The 20,241-nt window shown below is 70.9% G+C and carries 19 protein-coding genes; 6 read left to right on the top strand and 13 right to left on the bottom strand.

The annotated features are described in order from the left end of the window. Window positions 1-165 precede the first annotated feature (165 nt). The gene (locus OG599_RS15720; RefSeq protein ID WP_327176609.1) at window positions 166-360 is read left to right on the top strand and encodes a hypothetical protein; all 195 of its coding nucleotides are present in this window, start codon (window positions 166-168) and stop codon (window positions 358-360) included. A 68-nt stretch (window positions 361-428) separates the two neighbouring features. Here the strand turns inward: OG599_RS15720 and OG599_RS15715 are convergent, their stop codons facing one another. Then, entirely contained in the window at window positions 429-815 is a 387-nt protein-coding gene (locus OG599_RS15715) for a metal-sensitive transcriptional regulator (protein WP_327176608.1), read from the bottom strand. Between the two features lie 298 nt (window positions 816-1,113). Between OG599_RS15715 and OG599_RS15710 the strand changes: the two genes are divergently transcribed. Together OG599_RS15710 and OG599_RS15705 are read left to right on the top strand one after the other, a co-directional pair. After that, window positions 1,114-1,734, top strand: a complete 621-nt coding sequence (locus OG599_RS15710) for a DUF47 domain-containing protein (RefSeq protein ID WP_266706158.1) — start codon at window positions 1,114-1,116, stop codon at window positions 1,732-1,734. Between the two features lie 5 nt (window positions 1,735-1,739). Further along, window positions 1,740-2,738, top strand: a complete 999-nt coding sequence (locus OG599_RS15705) for an inorganic phosphate transporter (RefSeq protein WP_327176607.1) — start codon at window positions 1,740-1,742, stop codon at window positions 2,736-2,738. A gap of 171 nt (window positions 2,739-2,909) precedes the next feature. On the opposite strand, the gene pstB is transcribed toward OG599_RS15705, so the two are convergent. The 8 genes from pstB to mshD all read right to left on the bottom strand — a co-directional run bounded on the left by pstB (window position 2,910) and on the right by mshD (window position 12,423). Continuing rightward, window positions 2,910-3,686 (bottom strand): phosphate ABC transporter ATP-binding protein PstB, encoded by a 777-nt coding sequence (gene pstB, locus OG599_RS15700; RefSeq protein ID WP_327176606.1) that lies wholly within the window; start codon window positions 3,684-3,686, stop codon window positions 2,910-2,912. A 29-nt stretch (window positions 3,687-3,715) separates the two neighbouring features. Continuing rightward, window positions 3,716-4,786, bottom strand: coding sequence for a phosphate ABC transporter permease PstA (gene pstA / locus OG599_RS15695; protein WP_327176605.1), 1,071 nt, complete (start codon window positions 4,784-4,786; stop codon window positions 3,716-3,718). Beyond that, window positions 4,783-5,778, bottom strand: a complete 996-nt coding sequence (gene pstC / locus OG599_RS15690; RefSeq protein WP_327176604.1) for a phosphate ABC transporter permease subunit PstC — start codon at window positions 5,776-5,778, stop codon at window positions 4,783-4,785. The genes pstA and pstC overlap by 4 nt, the downstream gene beginning before the upstream one ends. A 210-nt stretch (window positions 5,779-5,988) precedes the next feature. Next, on the bottom strand, window positions 5,989-7,131 hold the full coding sequence (gene pstS, locus OG599_RS15685; RefSeq protein WP_327176603.1) for a phosphate ABC transporter substrate-binding protein PstS: 1,143 nt from the start codon (window positions 7,129-7,131) through the stop codon (window positions 5,989-5,991). A gap of 335 nt (window positions 7,132-7,466) precedes the next feature. Continuing rightward, window positions 7,467-7,883: an NUDIX hydrolase gene (locus OG599_RS15680; RefSeq protein ID WP_327176602.1), complete on the bottom strand. Its 417-nt coding sequence runs from the start codon at window positions 7,881-7,883 to the stop codon at window positions 7,467-7,469. Then, window positions 7,880-8,905: a CHAD domain-containing protein gene (locus tag OG599_RS15675; protein WP_327176601.1), complete on the bottom strand. Its 1,026-nt coding sequence runs from the start codon at window positions 8,903-8,905 to the stop codon at window positions 7,880-7,882. Before OG599_RS15675 ends, OG599_RS15680 begins: the two co-directional genes overlap by 4 nt. Continuing rightward, complete coding sequence (locus OG599_RS15670) at window positions 8,892-11,162, bottom strand: RNA degradosome polyphosphate kinase (RefSeq protein WP_327176600.1); 2,271 nt, start codon at window positions 11,160-11,162, stop codon at window positions 8,892-8,894. The genes OG599_RS15675 and OG599_RS15670 overlap by 14 nt, the downstream gene beginning before the upstream one ends. A 337-nt stretch (window positions 11,163-11,499) precedes the next feature. After that, window positions 11,500-12,423 carry a mycothiol synthase gene (gene mshD / locus OG599_RS15665; protein WP_327176599.1) on the bottom strand — a complete coding sequence of 308 codons (924 nt, stop codon included), beginning with the start codon at window positions 12,421-12,423 and terminating at the stop codon, window positions 11,500-11,502. Between the two features lie 324 nt (window positions 12,424-12,747). On the opposite strand from mshD, the gene OG599_RS15660 reads away from it, so the two are divergent. Both OG599_RS15660 and OG599_RS15655 read left to right on the top strand, forming a co-directional pair. After that, window positions 12,748-14,583: a bifunctional metallophosphatase/5'-nucleotidase gene (locus tag OG599_RS15660; protein ID WP_327176598.1), complete on the top strand. Its 1,836-nt coding sequence runs from the start codon at window positions 12,748-12,750 to the stop codon at window positions 14,581-14,583. Window positions 14,584-14,959: 376 nt separating this feature from the next. After that, window positions 14,960-15,295: a hypothetical protein gene (locus OG599_RS15655; RefSeq protein WP_327176597.1), complete on the top strand. Its 336-nt coding sequence runs from the start codon at window positions 14,960-14,962 to the stop codon at window positions 15,293-15,295. 38 nt (window positions 15,296-15,333) lie between these two features. Here the strand turns inward: OG599_RS15655 and OG599_RS15650 are convergent, their stop codons facing one another. The 4 genes from OG599_RS15650 to OG599_RS15635 form a co-directional block, all read right to left on the bottom strand. Further along, a complete protein-coding gene (locus OG599_RS15650) occupies window positions 15,334-15,909 on the bottom strand; it encodes a hypothetical protein (protein ID WP_327176596.1) in 576 nt (191 codons plus the stop codon). Next, on the bottom strand, window positions 15,906-17,162 hold the full coding sequence (locus OG599_RS15645; RefSeq protein WP_327176595.1) for a DUF7224 domain-containing protein: 1,257 nt from the start codon (window positions 17,160-17,162) through the stop codon (window positions 15,906-15,908). Before OG599_RS15645 ends, OG599_RS15650 begins: the two co-directional genes overlap by 4 nt. After that, window positions 17,159-17,905, bottom strand: coding sequence for an ABC transporter ATP-binding protein (locus OG599_RS15640; RefSeq protein WP_327176594.1), 747 nt, complete (start codon window positions 17,903-17,905; stop codon window positions 17,159-17,161). The genes OG599_RS15645 and OG599_RS15640 overlap by 4 nt, the downstream gene beginning before the upstream one ends. A gap of 184 nt (window positions 17,906-18,089) precedes the next feature. Beyond that, window positions 18,090-18,497, bottom strand: coding sequence for a hypothetical protein (locus OG599_RS15635; protein WP_327176593.1), 408 nt, complete (start codon window positions 18,495-18,497; stop codon window positions 18,090-18,092). A 603-nt stretch (window positions 18,498-19,100) separates the two neighbouring features. On the opposite strand from OG599_RS15635, the gene OG599_RS15630 reads away from it, so the two are divergent. Then, a complete protein-coding gene (locus tag OG599_RS15630) occupies window positions 19,101-20,237 on the top strand; it encodes a DUF389 domain-containing protein (protein ID WP_327176592.1) in 1,137 nt (378 codons plus the stop codon). Window positions 20,238-20,241: the final 4 nt, after the last annotated feature.

Here is a 20,241-nt window from a genome sequence, read left to right as displayed (position 1 = left end):
CGGAGGGGCGTTCGCATCCGGGATGTATGCGGACGTTCCGGCAGCGCGGCCGGGGCCGGTCCGAACGAAAGGCCCTGGGTGTCAAGGCCGTGGTCGCGCATCCGCCAGGGACCGCGGGACAGCCCCGAGGGCCGGCGACGGTAGAGAGAAGAGGTGACGCAGGTGATGACGCTCAGCGCTCCGAACGCACAGGAGTACGTGGCCCTCGCCGAGATCGAGCTCTGCGGCGAGCTGATGATCGCCGCATCCTCCAGCCCCGAGGACCGGCTCAGCCCGGACCGCATCGACGAGGTGCTCAACGCGGGCGAGGCCGCCGGTCCGTCCGGCAGCATCCCCCACCAGTCCGAACGCAGGTCCTGACCCGATCCGGACCACGTGGCACGTGTCACGTGCGCGGAGCCGCGTGACGGGTGCCGGGCGCGCGGCCGTCAGGTGCGGAGCAGGCGGGCGATGGCCTTGGTGGCCTCGTCGACCTTCGCGTCGATCTCGTCCCCGCCCTTGACGGCGGCGTCGGCGACGCAGTGGCGGAGGTGTTCCTCCAGCAACTGGAGCGCGAAGGACTGCAGCGCCTTGGTGGACGCCGAGACCTGGGTGAGTATGTCGATGCAGTAGGTGTCCTCGTCCACCATCCGCTGGAGGCCGCGGATCTGGCCTTCGATCCGGCGCAGGCGCTTGAGGTGCTCGTCCTTCTGGTGGTGGTAGCCGTGGATGCCCCGGTCGTGGTCGGTGACGGCACCGGCCGGACGCGGGGGCGGGGTCCCGGCGGGTTCCGGGGGTGTGGATCCGGTCGGTCCTGCGGCCTCGGTGGTGGTCATGGGGTCCTCCCGTTGTGTCGTACCCGGGCGTGTCGGCGGCCGGGCCGGCGACCGTGGCAGCGACCGGGTCGGCGGTCGCACCCACTCTGACCGGCCATGTAGCCGGATGCCGCGCGGACTCTCCCCCGGGCTGTATACCCCGGGTGGGTATAGGGTAACGAATCGAGCCGAAACGTGACCCGGGGGCCGTGCTGATCACGCTGGTGGATGGGCGACACTGAAGAATGCCGGTTAGCCGTGGCCGGATGATGCGCCTAGCATCAGCCTGACCGAACCCAATGCATCCCGAGGACCCCACGTGCGCTTTCGTCTGACCCCCAGGGAGACGAGCTTCTACGACATGTTCTCCGCATCAGCGGACAACATCGTCACGGGCTCGAAACTCCTGATGGAACTGCTCGGAGCGGATTCTTCCTCCCGGGCCGAGATCGCGGAGCGCATGCGGGCGGCCGAGCACGCGGGGGACGATGCCACCCACGCGATCTTCCACCAGCTGAACTCCTCCTTCATCACGCCGTTCGACCGCGAGGACATCTACAACCTCGCGTCGTCGCTCGACGACATCATGGACTTCATGGAGGAGGCCGTCGACCTGGTCGTCCTGTACCAGGTGGAGGAGCTCCCGAAGGGTGTCGAGCAGCAGATCGAGGTGCTGGCCAGGGCGGCGGAGCTGACCGCCGAGGCCATGCCGGGCCTGCGGACCATGGACAACCTCACCGAGTACTGGATCGAGGTCAACCGGCTGGAGAACCAGGCGGACCAGATCCACCGCAAGCTGCTCGCCCACCTCTTCAACGGCAAGTACGACGCCATCGAGGTGCTCAAGCTGAAGCAGATCGTGGACGTGCTGGAAGAGGCGGCCGACGCGTTCGAGCACGTCGCCAACACCGTGGAGACCATCGCGGTCAAGGAGTCCTGACTTCAGTGGACACCTTTGCGCTGATCGTGACCGTTGGCGTCGCGCTCGGCTTCACGTATACGAACGGCTTCCACGACTCCGCGAACGCCATCGCCACCTCGGTCTCCACGCGGGCGCTGACCCCGCGGGCGGCTCTGGCGATGGCCGCGGTGATGAACCTGGCCGGCGCGTTCCTCGGACAGGGCGTGGCCAAGACGGTCAGTGAAGGGCTCATCGCCACGCCCGAGGGCTCGAAGGGGATGGGCATCCTCTTCGCGGCGCTGGTCGGCGCGGTCGTCTGGAACCTCGTCACCTGGTACTTCGGCCTGCCGTCCTCCTCCTCGCACGCCCTGTTCGGCGGCATGGTCGGGGCGGCGCTGGCCGGTGGGACGATGGTGCACTGGGACGGGGTGCTGGAGAAGATCGTCATCCCGATGTTCCTCTCCCCGGTCATCGGCCTGGTCGTCGGCTATCTCTTCATGGTCGCGATCATGTGGATGTTCCGGAAGTCCAACCCGCACAAGGCCAAGCGTGGTTTCCGGATCGCGCAGACGGTCTCGGCGGCCGCCATGGCGCTCGGCCACGGTCTCCAGGACGCCCAGAAGACGATGGGTATCGTCGTGATGGCCTTGGTCATCGCCGATGTCGAGGGTCCGGACGACGAGATCCCGATCTGGGTCAAGATCGTCTGTGCGCTGATGCTCTCGCTCGGTACGTACGCGGGCGGCTGGCGCATCATGCGGACGCTCGGCCGGAAGATCATCGAGCTGGACCCGCCGCAGGGCTTCGCGGCCGAGATGACCGGCGCGTCGATCATGTTCGGTTCGTCGTTCCTCTTCCACGCCCCGATCTCCACCACGCACGTCATCACCTCCGCGATCATGGGCGTCGGCGCGACCAAGCGGGTCAACGCGGTCCGCTGGGGCGTCGCCAAGAACATCATCCTGGGCTGGTTCATCACCATGCCGGCGGCGGCGCTGGTCGCCGCGGCGAGCTACGGGATCGTGTACCTGCTCTTCGGCTGACGCACGAACCGCCGGACCGTGTCCGCATGTGGGGCCGCCCCCGTTCTCTTCGCAGAGAACGGGGGCGGCCCCTTTCCGGCCTTGCGGTGGCACCGCCATGCAGCACCGCGAGGCTGTTCGGGGCCCGCCGCCGGGGGTGTCCGGGGCGGCGGGGGAGGGGCGGACCGCGGTTTATCCGAAGCGGCCCGAGATGTAGTCCTCGGTGGCCTGGACCGATGGGTTGGAGAAGATCCGTTCCGTCTCGTCTATCTCGATGAGACGGCCCGGCTTGCCGACGGCGGCGAGGTTGAAGAAGGCCGTGCGGTCGGAGACGCGTGCCGCCTGCTGCATGTTGTGCGTCACGATGACGATCGTGAAGCGTTCCTTCAGCTCGCTGATCAGGTCCTCGACCGCGAGGGTCGAGATCGGGTCGAGCGCGGAGCAGGGTTCGTCCATCAGCAGGACCTCGGGCTCGACCGCGATGGCGCGGGCGATGCAGAGGCGCTGCTGCTGGCCGCCGGAGAGGCCGGAGCCCGGCTTGTTCAGGCGGTCCTTGACCTCGTTCCAGAGGTTGGCGCCCTGGAGCGACTTCTCGACGACGTCGTTCAGCTCGCTCTTGCGGTACTTGCCGTTCAGCTTCAGCCCCGCCGCGACGTTGTCGAAGATCGACATGGTCGGGAAGGGGTTGGGGCGCTGGAAGACCATGCCGACCGTGCGGCGCACGGTGACCGGGTCGACGTTCGATCCGTACAGGTTCTCGTCGTCGAGCAGCACCTTGCCTTCGACGCGGCCACCGGGGGTGACCTCGTGCATCCGGTTCAGGGTGCGCAGGAAGGTGGACTTGCCGCAGCCGGAGGGGCCGATGAAGGCCGTCACGGAGCGGGGTTCCACGGTCATCGAGATGTCCTCGATGGCCTTGTGGGTGCCGTAGTAGGCGGTGAGGCCGCTGACGTCGATGCGCTTCGCCATCTGAATCACTGCTTCTTTCGTGGCCGCGGTCAGCGGCTGGTCTTCGGGGCCTTCCAGCGGGCGATGCCGCGGGCCACCAGGTTGAGGATCATGACGAAGGCGATCAGCACCAGTGCCGCACCCCAGGCGCGGTCGTACGACGCCTCGGAACCGACCTTGTACTGCTCCCAGATGTAGTACGGGAGCGAGGACTGCGGGTCGCTGAACGGGTTGGTGTTGATCAGCTGGCTGCCGAAGACGAGCAGGATGATCGGCGCGGTCTCACCGGCGACGCGGGCGATGGCGAGCATGACGCCGGTGGCGATGCCGCCGATCGCGGTCGGCAGGACCACCTTCAGGATGGTGCGCCACTTCGGGATGCCGAGGGCGAACGACGCCTCGCGCAGCTCGTTCGGGACGAGCTTGAGCATCTCCTCGGTGGAGCGGACCACGACCGGGATCATCAGGATCGACAGGGCGAGCGAGCCCATGAGGCCGGAGGGCCCCAGGTCGGCCATGAGCATGATCGACAGGATGAAGAGGCCGGCGACGATGGACGGGATGCCGGTCATCACGTCGACGAAGAAGGTGACGGCCTTGGCGAGGGCGCCCTTGCCGTACTCGACCAGGTATACGGCGGTCAGCAGGCCGATCGGCGCGGAGATGACGGTGGCGATGCCGACCTGCTCCAGGGTGCCGATCAGCGCGTGGTAGACGCCGCCGCCGGGCTCGGTGGAGAGCACGCCGGCCATCGAGTGGGTGAGGAAGTAGCCGTCGAGGACCTTCGCGCCGCGGCTCACCGTCGTCCAGACGAGGGAGGCGAGCGGGACGATCGCGAGGATGAAGCAGACCCAGACGACGCTGGTCGCGAGGCGGTCCTTCGCCTGGCGCTGGTTCTCGACCACGGTGGTCGTCACGTAGGAGATCGCCAGGAAGAGCAGGGCGGAGATCAGGCCCCACTGGACGTGGCTGTCGAGGCCGGCCGCGGCGCCTATGCCGACGCCGAGGGCGATCGCGGCGACGGCGAACCCGAGGGGTGCCCAGCGGGGGAGGGTGCGGCTGCTGAGGGCGCCTTCGGACGGGGTCCGGGTGTCCTGGACGCCGGTCGGTGCGTGGCTCATGCGTTGGCCCCCGAGTACTCCTTGCGGCGGGCGATGATGAGCCGGGCCGCGCCGTTGACCAGCAGGGTGAGCACGAAGAGCACGAGACCGGAGGCGATCAGGGCGTCACGCCCGAGCTGGGTGGCCTCGTCGAACTTCGCGGCGATGTTCTGGGCGAAGGTGCCGCCGCCCGGGTTGAGCAGGTGGAACGAGATGAGGAAGCTGGGCGAGAGGACCGTGGCGACGGCCATCGTCTCGCCGAGCGCGCGCCCGAGGCCGAGCATCGAGGCGGAGATGACGCCGGAGCGGCCGAAGGGCAGTACCGAGAGGCGGATGACCTCCCAGCGGGTGGCGCCGAGGGCCAGGGCGGCTTCCTCGTTCATCCGCGGGACCTGGAGGAAGACCTCGCGGCTGACGCTGGTCACGATCGGCAGGATCATGATCGCGAGCAGGATGCCGACGGTGAAGAGGGAGCGGGCGACGCCGACCTCGGTCTTCTCGAAGAGGTACGTCCAGCCGAAGTACTGGTCGAGCCAGAGGTTGAGGCCCTCCAGGTGCGGGACCAGGACGAGGGCGCCCCAGATGCCGTAGACGATCGAGGGGACCGCGGCGAGCAGGTCGACGACGTACGAGAGGGGGGCGGCCAGCCTGCGCGGCGCGTAGTGCGAGATGAAGAGGGCGATGCCGACGGCGACCGGGACCGCGATGACCATCGCGACGATCGAGCTGACGACGGTGCCGAAGAGCAGGACCGCGATGCCGAAGACCGGCGGGTCGCCCGCCGGGTTCCAGTCGAAGGTGGTGAGGAAGTTGCCCTCGTCCTTCGAGACGGCGAGTACGGCGCGGTAGGTGAGGAACACGGCGATGGACGCCATGATCACCAGAAGCAGGATGCCCGAGCCCCGGGAGAGGCCCAGGAAGATCTTGTCGCCTGCGCGCCCGGTCGATGTGGCCGGGCGGGTCGGACGGGCCGGCGGGGCCGGTGGGATGTCTATCGGTGTGGTGGAGGCCATGGTCTTTCCGGTCTGTGTGGGGGAGCGGGGCTCCCCTGGCGGCGGTGCACCGGATGGGATCGCGTGGCGGCCGGTCGGTGGCCGAGGCCCTTGCGGGTCTGCTGCCGTACCGGCCGCCGGTCGTTCGTGTCCGTACGGCCCGGTCCGGGTCGGGGGCCGGGCCGTACGGGGTTCCGCCGGAGGCGGAGGGGTGGAGCGGGTGGAGCGTGATTACGAGAGGGCGGCGATGGTCTCGCGGACCTTCGTGTTGATCTCGGCCGGGATCGGCGCGTAGCCGGCCTCGGTGAGGACCTTCTGGCCCGCGTCGGAGGCGGTGTAGGTCAGGAAGGACTTGACCGTCGGGAGGGTCTCGGCCTTGTTGCCGGTGTCGCAGACGACCTCGTAGGTGACGAGGACGATCGGGTAGGCGCCCTCGGCCTTGGTGGTGTAGTCGAGGTCGAGCGCCAGGTCCTTGCCGGTGCCCTTGATCTTGGCGGCGGCGATGGCGGCGGAGGCGGTCTCCGGGGAGGCCTTGACCGGGGCGGAGGCGCCGGTGTTGATGTCGACGGTGGAGATCGACTGCGAGGTGGCGTAGGAGAGCTCGAAGTAACCGATCGAGCCGTCGACCTGCTTCACCTGGGCGGCGACACCGGCGGAGCCGGTCGCGGCCTGGCCGCCGGGGGCCGGCCACTTCTTCTCGGGCTCGTACTTCCAGTTGTCACCGGCGGTGGCGGCGAGGTACTTGCCGAGGTTCTGCGTGGTGCCGGAGTCCTCGGAGCGGTGGAAGGGCTGGATCGCCTTGTCCGGCAGCTTGACGCCCGGGTTGAGCTTGGCGATGGCCTCGTCGTTCCACTTCTTGATCTTCGTGTCGAAGATCTTCGCGAGGGTGGGGGCGTCCAGCGTCAGGCTGTCGACACCTTCGAGGTGGAAGCCGATCGCGATCGGGCCGCCGACCATCGGGAGGTTGATGCCCTGGCCGGTCTTGCAGATCTTCTTCGAGTCGGTGACCTCTTCCGGCTTCAGCGCGGAGTCGGAGCCGGCGAAGCCGACGGTGCCCTGGTTGAAGGCGATGATGCCTTCGCCGGAGGAGGAGGACTTGTAGTTGACCTCGACGCCGGAGCAGGCGGCCATGTAGTTCTTCACCCAGAGGTCCACGGCGTTCTTCTGCGCGCTGGAACCCGAGGCCAGGAGCTGGCCGGTGGCACCGTCGCAGGAGATGTCCGAGGCGGCGGCCGAGGCGGACTGGCTGGACCCGCCGGTCGTGCTGCTGCTGGTGTTGTCGTCCGAACCGCACGCCGTGAGGACCAGGGCGCCGGAGACGGCGAGGGCACCGAGCGCGGTGGCACGAAGCCGGTTCTTGCGCTGAAGCTTCACTTTCGGGTGTTCCTTCCAGGAGCCGCCGTGGTCGATACGTTCTACGACGGCGTGCGATGAGGAATGGTGCGTTGGCTGAGCGCCTCGCACCGTGTAAGTCCGAAATTAGGCAGAACAGGTGAAGCGCCCTACGGGAGGGAGTGAACGGAAGGTGAACCGTGTCGGACGGTGCGGGGTCACGGGCACGCGTGGGGCCCCGGACGCGGTGCGGCCCGGGGTGAGGGAGTGCGTGCGGGGTTGACGCGCGCGGGAGTGGTCCGGGGCGGGAACGCGTTGCCGTGTTGACGCGCGGGAGGACGGGCCCGCAGGGCGTCCGGCCCGAGGTTCCCGGCTTTTCAGGCGTCCGGCAGGGCGGCCAGGGCGGCGTCGAGCGGCACCCGGTCGGCGGGGCGGGTCAGCCGGCCACGGGCGGCGGCGGGGGAGAGCCAGGCGACGCGGTCCACCTCGTCATTGGGTACGAAGGCTCCGCCGGTGGCGGGGGCCTCCCAGTAGAAGACCTCCTTGGGGTGCCCGTTCACCTCGTACCGCAGGGTCGGCAGCGCGGTGCCGGGTTCGCAGTGGTGGCCGGTCTCCTCCAGCACCTCGCGCACCGCGGCCTCCCGCGCGCTCTCGCCGCGCTTCAGCTTCCCCTTGGGGTGCGACCAGTCGTCGTAGCGCGGCCGGTGCACGAGGCAGACCTGCAGGGCGCCGTCGTACGGGGAGCGGCGCCAGAGCACGCAGCCGGCGGCGAGCACCGGGCTGGGCGAGCTCATGGCGCCGCCACGGCCGCGGCGTACGGCCAGGTGTCGCGGAACACGCAGCGGGCGGCGTCGACCTCGTGACGCTGGTCGGCGTGGAGGACGCCGAGGGCGTACGCGGTGGCGGGGGCGATGCGCGGGGTGCGGGCCGCCGCCGACGCGGCGGAGGCGGCCTCGGAGGCCTCCCGGTGCAGGTCGAGGGCGTGCTCCGGACCGGCGAGGACCGGGTCGGGGGCGCCGGCCACGACTTCGTGGGCGTACCGGTGGAGGCGGAGCAGCAGCCGGATCTGGTGCCAGTGCGCGTCGTGCGCCTCGTTGTAGACGTCGGCGGCCTCCCCGGGTGGCAGGGCTGCGACGGCGCCGAGCAGCCGGCCGCGGGCGTGTTCGGAGGGGCCGAGGAGGGTTTCGGCGGCGGGGGCGCCGGCCGCGCCGGTGAGCGGGACCTCGGAGGCGAGCAGGGCGACGGAGTCGGCGACGGCGTGGAACCGCGAGGAGCCGAGCGCCTGGAGCGCGGCGGAGTGCGCGCGGGTGCGGGCCAGGGTGAGCTGGCGTTCCAGCAGGGCGCCGGCGCGGGCGGCGCCGACGTCCAGGGCCGCCCGGTCCGTGGCCGTACCGCTGCCGGGGCCGGTGCCGGTGGCGGTCGCCTTTCCGGTGCCGGTGCGGGCGGCCGGGAGGTGGGCGCCGGAGAGCCGGTGGAGCGCTTCGAGGAGGCGCAGGAGCCGGGTGGAGCAGTCGTGCTCGCGGGCGAGGGTGCCGGAGAGCCAGGCCAGTTCGGCCCGGAGCTGGTCGGCCCAGCCGGGGTCGAGGAGCCCCTTGAAGGTGTGCAGGGTTCCGCTGATGCGGCGGGCCGAGCGGCGCAGCGCGCGGGCGGCTTCCTCCGCGCCCCGGCCGCCGGTGTCGGTGGGGGCGCTCTGTTCGCGGTGCAGGCGCAGACTCCGGAGGAAGTCGGCCGCCTGGGCGCGGAGGTAGGGCGCGAGGACCGCCTCGGCGGAGAGTGCCGTGGCGGTACCGGGCGTCTGCTGGTCAGGGCGTCGCACGCCTGCGCCTCCGTGCGTCGATGAGCATTTCCTGTACGTGCCGCAGGGGCTGGCCGTCCGCGTCCGTGGAGTGGCGGGTCCATTCGCCGTCGGGACCCAGGTGCCACGAGGAGGTGGTGTCGGCCATGCCGGTCTCCAGGAGCCGGCTGAGTGCGGCGCGGTGGGCCGGGTCGGTGACCCGGACCAGGGCTTCGATCCGGCGGTCGAGGTTGCGGTGCATCATGTCGGCGCTGCCGAACCAGACTTCGGGTTCGCCTCCGTTGCCGAAGGAGAAGAGCCGTGAGTGTTCGAGGAAGCGGCCGAGTATCGACCGGACGCGGACGTTCTCGGAGAGGCCGGGGACGCCGGGGCGGACCGCGCAGATGCCGCGTACCCAGATGTCCACGGGGACGCCGGCCTGCGAGGCCCGGTAGCAGGCGTCGATGATCGCTTCGTCGACCATGGAGTTGACCTTGAAGCGGACGTAGGCGGGGCGCCCGGCGCGGTGGTGGGCGATCTCCTTGTTGATGCGGGCGACGAGCCCGTCGCGGAGCGACTTGGGGGCGACCAGCAGCCGGCGGTAGGTCTCGCGGCGGGAGTAGCCGGAGAGCCGGTTGAAGAGGTCGGAGAGGTCCGCGCCGACCTGGGGGTCGGCGGTGAGCAGGCCGATGTCCTCGTAGAGCCGGGCCGTCTTGGGGTGGTAGTTGCCGGTGCCGACGTGGGAGTAGCGGCGCAGGGTGTCGCCCTCCTGGCGGACGACGAGCGACAGCTTGCAGTGGGTCTTCAGCCCGACGAGGCCGTAGACGACGTGGCAGCCGGCTTCTTCCAGCTTGCGGGCCCACTTGATGTTGGCCTGTTCGTCGAAGCGGGCCTTGATCTCGACGAGGACGAGGACCTGCTTGCCGGATTCGGCGGCGTCGATCAGGGCGTCCACTATCGGGGAGTCGCCGGAGGTGCGGTAGAGCGTCTGCTTGATCGCCAGCACGTCCGGGTCGCCCGCCGCCTGTTCCAGGAACGCCTGGACGGAGGTGGAGAAGGAGTCGTACGGGTGGTGGAGGAGCACGTCGCGTTCGCGGAGGGCCGCGAAGACGTCCGGTGCGGACGCGGACTCGACCTCGGCGAGGTCGCGGTGGGTGCCGGCGATGAACTTGGGGTACTTCAGCTCCTGCCGGTCCAGCGACGCTATGCCGAAGAGCCCGGTGAGGTCGAGCGGGCCGGGCAGCGGGTAGACCTCGGCGTCGGTGACCTTCAGCTCGCGGACGAGCAGGTCGAGGACGTAGGGGTCGATGGACTCCTCGACCTCCAGGCGGACCGGCGGGCCGAAGCGGCGCCGCATGAGCTCCTTCTCCAGGGCCTGGAGGAGGTTCTCGGCGTCGTCCTCCTCGACTTCCAGGTCCTCGTTGCGGGTGACCCGGAACATGTGGTGGGCGAGCACCTCCATGCCGGGGAAGAGTTCTTCGAGGTGGGCGGCGATGACGTCCTCGATGGGGACGTGGCGCTGCGGGGACGCCTCCAGGAACCGGGTGAGCAGCGGCGGCACCTTGACCCGGGCGAAGTGGCGGTGGCCGCTGACCGGGTTGCGTACGACGACGGCGAGGTTGAGCGAGAGGCCGGAGATGTACGGGAAGGGGTGCGCCGGGTCCACCGCGAGCGGGGTGAGGACGGGGAAGACGCGCTGGCGGAAGAAGGTGAAGAGGCGGGCCTGCTCCTTCTCCGTCAGGTCGGGCCAGCGGATCAGCTGGATGCCCTCGTCCGAGAGTGCGGGGGCGATGTCCTGCTGGTAGCAGGCGGCGTGCCGGGCCATGAGCTCGCGGGAGCGGGTCCAGATCTGTTCCAGGACCTCGCGGGGCTGGAGCCCGGACGCGGAGCGGGTGGCGACGCCGGTCGCGATGCGGCGCTTGAGTCCGGCGACCCGGACCATGAAGAACTCGTCCAGGTTCGACGCGAAGATGGCGAGGAAGTTAGCCCGTTCGAGGAGGGGGGTCGCGGGGTCCTCGGCCAGTTCGAGAACGCGTTCGTTGAATGCGAGCCAGCTGCGTTCCCGGTCGAGGAAGCGGTCCGCGGGGAGGTTGCCGCCGTCGCGGCGCGGCTCGTAGGAGTCGGCGTCGGCGTCGAGGTCGCGGTCCAGGTCGGCTGCGGTGGTGAACCCCGACGAGCCCAGTGAGCCCTTGGAGACCGCGGGCGGGCGATGAGCGGCGAGGGACCCCACCGACGGCTGGGCCGGAGGAGTCGACGAGGGCTGCTGGACCGGGACGTCGGCGCTGGGCTGCTGGCTCATGGACCCATTCTTCCCGCTGAATGGCCCCATGGGCGCGTCGGAGCGGGGAAAGATCGCGGAAGGTCCAGGAGGGCGCTGGGGCTTTCCGTTGCGGGGGGCGGGTACAGCTGGCTGCATTCCGAGAGAGTCGCAAGCGAGTCTGAATGGACGGTAACGGTGACATGACATGCAGGAAGCGGTGTGGGCGCGGGGTGGTGGTCCGTGGGCGCGCTCACCTGCCCGTACCCGCCCCCCTGCGGGTACCGGGGGCGGGTATGCCCGCGTTGTCCGGTCACCGGGACGGTGGGGGACCGTGTACGACCGGACCGACCGCCCGGCGGGAATGGTCGGACACGGCCTAGGACTCCGTGCGGTACATCAGGTCGACCTCGTGCGTGGTGAAGCCCATCCGCTCGTAGACCGTCACGGCCGCCACGTTGTCCGCGTCCACGTAGAGCATCGCGTCGGGCAGCCCCTCGGCGGCGAGGTGGCGCAGGCCGATCGCGGTGAGCGCCTTTCCGAGGCCGCCGCCCTGAGCGTCGGGCCGGATGCCGACCACGTAGACCTCGCCGAGGTGCTCCTCGGCGTGCACCTTCGTCCAGTGGAAGCCGACGAGTCCGCCGTCGCGCTCGGCGAGGAAGAAGCCCTTCGGGTCGAACCAGGGCTCGGCCTTGCGGTCGTCGAGGTCGCGCTGGGTGAGGCCGCCCTGCTCCGGGTGGTGGGCGAAGGCGGCGCTGTTCACGGCGAGCCAGGCGGCGTCGTCCTGGCCGGGCACGAAGGTGCGGACGGTGACGCCCTCGGGCAGCGCGGGTTCGGGGATGTCGAGCGGGGCCAGCGGCCGGCGGAGCTGGCGCAGCTCGCGGAAGAGGCTGAGCCCGAGGACCTGCGAGAGGTGGCGGGCGGCCGGGCCGCCGCCGTGCGCCCACACCCGCAGCCGCTTGCCGCTGGCGGCGAGCAGGGCGGCGCCGAGCGCCCGCCCGTGGCCGTGGCCGCGCTGTTCGGGGAGGACGACGAGCTCGGCGGCGGGGGCCTCCACGGGGTCGGTGTCCTCCAGTTGCGCGTACCCGGCCAGGACGCCGCCGCTGGTCAGCAACAGGTGGCGGACGCCGGTGCGGTGGCCGCCCCGGAGGTAGAGCCGTCCCTGTTCGGAGACCGCCTGCCGGCCGTCGGTCCGGGCGGCCTCGGCGAGCAGGTCGAGCACGGCGTCGGCCTGGACGGGGGCGAGCACGTCCAGCGTCTGGATCTCGCGGCCCGGGGCGGGGAGGGGTGCGTCAGTCGTCATGCTGTCGAGCGTACGGCGGACGGCCCACGCGACGGCGGTACGGGCACGCGACGGCGGTACGGGCGGGTGGCGGCGCCCGGTACGGGAGGCGGCGCCCGGTCCTGTGCGGGCCGGGACCACGCCGGGGCGGGAGGGGACCCGGATGGCACCGGGCCGGGCACGGGATGGGCGATATGGCTGACTGGCGCGGGTTCTGACGGGAAAGCAACCAGCTCGTAACCCCGAAAGCCTGTCGCGCTACGCGCGTTGACCCTAGGCTGCGGCACGAAAGACACAGACATGTCAACACCACGAACCTCACGCTGAACACTCACAAGGGGACCGATGTCAGCGACTGTGAAGAAGAACCGCGCAGCCCGGCGGCTGCTCGCCCTGGCGGCCGGTGTGGCCACGGTGAGCGCGCTCGCCGTGATGCCGGCCGGCGCCCACGGCCGTGGCGACGACCACGGCCACGGGCACGGCAAGAGCTCCGGCCACGGCCGGCCGGCCGACAAGACGGTCGACGTGCAGCTGCTCTCCTTCAACGACCTGCACGGCAACCTGGAGCCGCCGACCGGTTCGTCCGGCACCGTCTCCGAGACGCAGGCCGACGGCACCGTGAAGTCGGTGAGCGCCGGTGGCGTCGAGTACCTCGCCTCCTCGCTGCGCACCGCGCGCAAGGGGCACCCGTACTCCGTCACGGCGGCCGGCGGCGACATGGTGGGCGCGAGCCCGCTGCTCTCCGGTCTCTTCCACGACGAGCCCACCATCGAGGCGCTCAACGACCTGGACCTGGATGTCACGTCGGTCGGCAACCACGAGTTCGACGAGGGCATCGACGAGCTGAGCCGCCTCCAGAACGGCGGCTGCCACCCGACCGACGGCTGCTACGAGAAGGGCAAGAAGTTCCAGGGCGCGGACTTCCCGTACCTCGCGGCCAACGTCACCAGCGAGAAGACCGGCAAGCCGGTCCTCAAGCCGTACTGGGTGTGGAAGAAGAACGGCGTCAAGATCGGCTTCATCGGGGTGACCCTGGAGGGCACGCCGAACATCGTCACGGCCAACGGCGTCAAGGGACTCCAGTTCCACGACGAGATCGAGACGGTCAACAAGTACGCCAAGGAGCTCGACCGCCAGGGCGTCAAGTCGATCGTCGCGCTGATCCACGAGGGCGGGGCCCCGGCCTCCGGCTCGTACAACTACGACTGCGACAGCCCGGGCGCGGGCGCCGGTGTCTCCGGTCCGATCGTGGACATCGCCAAGGGCATCTCCCCGAAGGTCGACGCGCTGGTCACCGGCCACACCCACAACGCGTACGTCTGCACCATCCCGGACCCGGCGGGCAAGCCGCGCATGGTCACCTCGGCCGCGTCCTTCGGCAAGCTCTACACGGACACGACCCTCACCTACGACCGCCGCACCAACGACATCGTGCGTACGTCGGTGAAGTCGGCGAACCACGTCGTCAGCCGTGACCAGGCCCCGGCCTCGGACATGACCGCGCTGATCGCCCGCTGGAACGCGCTGGCCGCCCCGATCGCGGGCCGCCCGCAGGGCTTCATCAGCGCCGACATCAACGGACGCGGCTCCACCGCCCTGGAGAAGCCGCTCGGCGACCTGATCGCCGACGCGCAGCTGGAGGGCCTGTCCCCGGCCGGCCAGGGCGGCGCGCAGGTCGCGTTCATGAACCCGGGCGGCATCCGCGCCGACCTCGTCTACGCGGGAGCCTCTGGTGAGGGCGACGGGGTGGTGACGTACGGCGAGTCCTTCACCGTGCAGCCGTTCACCAACATGATGAACGTCGTCGACCTGTCCGGCGCCAACCTGATCGCCACGCTCCAGCAGCAGGTCAGCGGCCTCAACGAGGCCAGCCCGAAGATCCTCCAGGTCTCGAAGGGCCTCACCTACACGCTCGACCTGACGAAGACCGGCGCCGCCCGTGTCTCGGCGAGCAGCATCAAGCTGAACGGTGAGGCGATCGACCCGGCGAAGACCTACCGCGTCGCGATGAACGAGTTCCTCGCGGGCGGCGGCGACGGCTTCCCGGCCCTCGCCCTCGGTACGAACAAGCTGGTCGGCCCCTCCGACCTGGACGTGTTCAACGCCTACCTGGCGGCCCACTCCACGGCCTCCGCCCCGCTGGCCCCGCCGGCCACGGACCGGATCACGATCGTGCAGTAGCAGTAGCAGTAGCAGTAGCAGTTCCGGGGGCGGTGGGCCGAGGACGGCCCACCGCCCCTTTCGCTTGCTCCGGGGCAGGACCCGACAGGGCCGGGAATACCCGGTGCCAAGGTCAAGCGGCTCGTACAGATCATGGACGAGGCGTTCCGACGCGGTACAGGCGCGAACCCAGGGATCTGCATGGGCTGCTCGATCGCTTGGCGGTCGGTGGCGTGCCCCGGTTCGCCCCGCCGAGGTCCGTCGACGCGTCTGAGCGAGGCCGCCCGTCCGGGGCGGAGCCGGTGTTCCGGCACCCGGGACGGGGAGTGCCCCCGGAACCGCCGCGCCTACCCCGTACGTCAGTGAGGGGCATGAGCGAGAACCCGGTGGTACGCGCATGAGCCCCGTCGATCGCCCCAGCGGAACCCCCGGCTGCCTTCTCGCCGGACTCGGCGCGGTGGCCGCGCCGTTGATGTGGGCGCCGAAAGCGGCCGTCAACGTCGACGGCGGCCTTGAGGGCCACGCACGGGACCTGAGCGTGCTCTACCTCGATCTGCCGCTGATCGTCCTCGGCGGGGCCCTTCTTCCGGTACTGGCCTGGGCATTGACGCGGCGCTGGACGTACCGGCCCTGGGTGCCCGTTCTGGTGGGTGTGGCCGCCTTCGCGCTCGGGAGCTGGGGGCTCCTGGAGTGGTGGGAGCCGCGCGGGGAGATCTGGGGCGACGACGTGTAGGGCCCGCCGCCCCCGACCTCCCCGTGCGGCTCTCCCCCTCACCGCCCGGAGGCGTACCGGGGGAAGGCGACCGTGAGGGCGAGCAGGAGGGCGGCGACGCAGACGGTCCACGCGGCGGCGCTCGACGACGGGTAGAGGGTCACCGCCCACCAGGTGTGGGCGTCGAGGCCGTCCGGGGTCCGGGTCCGCCCGAGGGCGAGGTCGACGACGAGGTACAGCAGCGCGACCGCCGTGCCCGCCGCCTCGTTGGCGGCTCGCCGGACGAGGAGCGCGAGGGCGAGCAGCACCAGGACGTTGCGGGCGACGGCCATGCCCGCCGACGCGCCGGCGGCGAGCGCCAGGGCGCCGGTGAGCAGGACGGCGCCCTGGTCCAGCAGCCGTACCGGCACCACCGCGGTGCTCTCCGCGTCGGCCAGCCGCCGTTCCACGCAGTACATGACGGCGATGACCGCCAGCAGGGGCGTGAAGTGGGCGAGCGGGGCGCCGTTCAGGCTGTTGGTGAGGCTCGGGACGGGGACCTCGACCGTGCCCGCGGCCTTGCACACGAGGACGAGCAGGGCGAGGGCCACCGGCACGGCCCACCACTGGCGCACGGCGAGCGCGTGGCGGTTCATGAGACGGCCCGGCAGTGCCGCCCGCTCACCGCGGCGTCGGTGAACCAGGTGGCCTGGGCGGCGGCGGGCCGGGCCCGGACCTTCTGGAGCGCCTCCCACTCGGTGGGCGGCAGCGCCGCCTGGACGGACTGTGCGTCCACTCCGTCCACGAGGGCGGCCCAGGCGGCGGCGGTCGATCCGGGCTGCCGGCAGTCGGTGACCCCGGCTGCGGCCGCGGTGCCGGTGACGGCGGATTCCGCGAGGTCGGCCGCGTACTCGTCGGGGGAGGGCAGGCCCTCGCGCGGGGGCGGCGACCAGTACAGCGGCCAGGTGCCCGGGGCGAGCGGCGACTCGGCCGAGGCGACGCGGAGTTCGCGGGGCGCGGGTATCCCGGCGGCCGCGAGGCGGCGGACCGGCTCCAGGACCTCACTGCGGATCGTTGCGGCGTGCGGGGCGTACTCCGGCGGTACGCAGACCCGGGGCGCCGATCCGAGGCAGGTCAGGGCGGTGTCGCGGGGGGTGGTGGGGGCGGTGTCGCCCCAGTCGGCCACCAGCGCCCGGCCGGTGACGAGGGTGGCGGCCACGAGGGCGACGGCGGCCACCGCGGCGACCGGGCGGGGGCGCAGCGCGGTGGCGGTCCAGCAGGCGAGCACCAGTCCGGCGACGACGCCCCAGGGCACCAGATAGGCGGCGGGAGAGCGCAGGTCGGTGACGGTCGACATCTGGTCGACGTAGCCGCCCGTGTGGCGTACCCAGAGGGCGTTCATGGAGAGCGGCATCGACAGCCAGGCCCAGCAGACGAGGGCGACCGAGGGGGCCGCGATGCTCGCGGGGGCGACGCTGCCGAGGCGGCGGCCGATGAGGAGCCAGCCCAGGGAGACCACGAGGAGGTGGGCGACGGCGAGCCATCCGGCCGCCCCGCCGGGGAACACGCCGGTCTCGTGGTGGGCGATCGCGAGCGATCCGGCGACGAGGACGAGCAGCAGGACGAGGACCGGGGACGCGGCCCGCAGGAACCGGCGGACCGGTCCGCGCCGGGCGGTGCTGTCGAGGGCCCGCAGCACGCGGTGGCGTCCGGCCTCCCACGCGGCGGCGGCGGCCACGGCGGGGGCGATCACCACCAGGGCGCGGGCGGCGAGTTCGCCGGATTCGACCCCGTACCCCGACGCTTCGGTGAAGACGGCGTCGTCGATGTACAGGGCGGCGTAGACCAGGACGGGCAGGAGCAGCCAGGGCGCGGAGGAGGAGCGGAGGTTCGCCCAGGAGACCCTCATTCGCCGGCCTCCAGGAGCGAGGCGTACGCGCTCTCCAGGCGGCGGCCCGGGGCGCAGTCCGGTGCCGCGTGGGCCTCGAATTCCCTCACGGTGCCCCGGAATCGGGGCTTCCCCGTTTCGAGGACGACGACTTCGTCGAACGCCTCGTCCAGATCGGTGATGTCGTGGGTGGAGACGATGACGTGGACCTGGCCGCGCAATTGGATCAGGACGTCGAGAAAGCGGCGTCGTTGCTGTGGGTCGAGTCCGACGGTCGGTTCGTCCAGGAGTAATAATTCCGCGTCGTGGACGAGTGCTTGGGCGATGGCGATCCGCTGCCGTTGGCCGCCGGACAATGTCTTGGTCTTGTGGTCGGCCTTTTCCGCGAGACCGACCGTGTCGATCGCTTTCGCCGCCGCTTGCCAGGCGTCGCGTTCCCGCATTCCTTTGAGCCATCCGACATGTGCCACGTGCTCGCGGCAGGTGAGACCGGAGAGAAATCCGGGGTGCTGGGGCAACCAGGAGACTTTCTTCCGGTATTCGTTCGCCTGGCTCCGCTCGGAAGGGTCGAGCCGGCCGTACCGTACGTTCCCCGGGAGCGCGCGGTACGCGCCGGCCCCCAGGGCGAGCAGGGTGCTCTTTCCGGCCCCGTTGGGGCCGAGGAGGACGGTGTGGCCCGGGGAGAAGGCCAGGTCGAGCCGGTCGAGGACCGGCCGGGACCTGCGGCCGTAGCGGAAGGTGCAGGACTGGTAGTGCAGTGGCATGGACTTCTCTCATGAACTGGTCGGGGCCCGTACGCGGTGGTGGGTCCGCGGTGGGCGGGCTCACCACCGCACGACGGGCGGAGGACGGAGAAGGGGCGTACGTGACGGCGTTCGGTGCGCCGGGTCAGCACGTGACCGACCGTTCGTAGGTGGCTGCCCGTACGTGGCTACCCGTACGTGACCGTCAGTACGAGATGGTCAGCGAGTTGACCCAGACGTTGACGCCCACGAGGGACGAGTTGACGACGAAGTAGTAGGAGCCCGAGCCGTGGTCCACCCAGGTGCCGGTGGACGTGGCCGTGGTGCTGGTGAAGCAGTTGGTGAAGTACCCGTTGACGTACGCCGGGTCGACGCCGAGCACGTCCTTGCGGAGCAGGATGTGCATCCCGGTGTCGGTGTAGTTGTCCCGGCAGCCGGTGAACTTTATGACGGTGGTTCCGCCGTTGTCGTTCCACCGGGAGGACTCGAATCCCGGGCCGGCGTTCGACAGGTAGCTGGTGTAGCTCGACGCCTGGGCGGGCGAGGCGACGAAGCCGAGGACGGCGGCGGCGCCGAGAACGGCGATCCCTATTCGGCGACCGGAATCACGCATGGACGCTGAGCGCGAAGATCTCATGTGCTTCCTCCAGTTGTTCCTGTGTGGACAGCGCATGTTAGTGACGCGCCGAGATCGAGAACAACGCCCTTTGAGAGCTTGTCCGTTTCTCGCCGAAGCCGTATTGGGCCATGGTGGCGCGAAGCGTCGGGGAGCAGGGAAACCGGAGGACCACCGGTGTGGGGGCGGATGGAACGAGTCCGGATTCGGGGTTTCTTGAACCGGAATCGGTACGGCGTATTCCTGTTCCCTTTCGCTCCGGCTCCGACATGCGAAGCATCTCGCACCGTTGTTGGTCGACGGGGCGGAATACTGCATGACGACTCCGATGTGCGCGGTAGCGCGCCCGGCGCGCCCGACCCGGCGCACGGGCCCAGCCTCGGCCCGCCGCCGGCCTTCCCGGTGGTCCTGGACCTCGCCGACCTGGACCGGCCCGCGTCCTGAGACGCGGGCCGGCGGTCGCCGGCTCCGGGACGCCCGGCGCGGTTCGTCCCTGCGGAGCAACCCTGCTGGCACCCGGCTCCCGCCCCGGCGAAGCTGGCACCCAGTTTCCGCAGGGCCGGCGCCGGCCGGCCCGGGGAACAGCGGGAAGGGGCGATCGTGGCCGGGATCGAAGCGGCGGCAGCACAGCGCATGGCGGACACGCTCTTCATCGAACCCCCTTGGCGCAGCCCGAGTTCGACCCGGTTCTGGTGCCTGCTCGTCCTCGCCGCAGTGATCGCCGGAGCGGGCGTCGTCGGCGACTCCTCCGCCACCGTCATCGGCGCGATGATCGTCGCGCCCCTGATGACGCCGATCCTGGGGAGTGCCCTGGCTCTCGTCCTGGCCGACCGGCGCCATGTGGTCCGCAGCGTGCTGCTCGTCACGGGTGGGGCGCTCGCGGTGGTCCTCATCGGCATGCTGCTGGGATGGATCGTCTCCCGTCCGGACGGCTTCGCCTCGAACAGCCAGGTCTCCTCCCGCATCACCCCGAGGCTCATCGACCTGGTCGCGGCTCTTGCCACCGGAACGGTGGGTGCCTTCGCGCTCGTCCGCACGGACATCTCGGACGCCCTGCCCGGCGTTGCCATCGCCATCTCCCTCGTACCGCCCCTGAGCGTCACGGGTCTGCTGATCACGGCGCACCGCTACCACGACGCCGGACAGTCGGCGCTGTTGTTCGCCACCAACGTGACCGCGATCGTCGCGACGGGCACGGTGGTGTTCCTCTGCTACGGGGTGCGGAACGCGGCGACGGCGGCGAAGCTGCGCGTGGGCGAGTTCCGCGGCCGGACGCTGGCCGCGGTGATCGTCGTCCTCCTCCTCGTCGCCGTGCCGCTCACCATCGGCTCGGTGAAGGTCGCCCGGGACCGTCTGCTGGCCGCCGACGCCCAGCCCGTCGCCGAGCGCTGGGCCGAGGACGGCAACTGGCAGATCGCCTCGGTCGACGCCCGTGACGGCGTCGTGGTCATCGGTGTCGTCGGGCTTCCTCCGCAGCCCGCCCCCGCCGCCCTGCGGGAGGCGCTCGACCGCGGCGGCCTGAGCGGGGCCGATCTCGAACTCCACCTGGTCGGCGGGCGCACTCAGTGGTGCCCGGCCGGCGGGGACACCTGCACGGTGCGGCACGGCGGCCTCACCGGCGCGAGGGGACGGTCCGCCGTTCGGATCGCGGTCGCCGGGGCGCGAGGTACCCGCGCCGCCCGGACCGAAGGGCGGCGGGCTCCCGCGCCGGGATGCGGTTCCGCCGGCACTCCCTAGACTC

Source organism: Streptomyces sp. NBC_01335 (assembly GCF_035953295.1).
In the GTDB taxonomy this organism is placed as follows: Bacteria; Actinomycetota; Actinomycetes; order Streptomycetales; family Streptomycetaceae; genus Streptomyces.
Note: the sequence above shows the minus strand (reverse complement) of the source record. Positions and strands in the feature narration are given on the sequence as shown.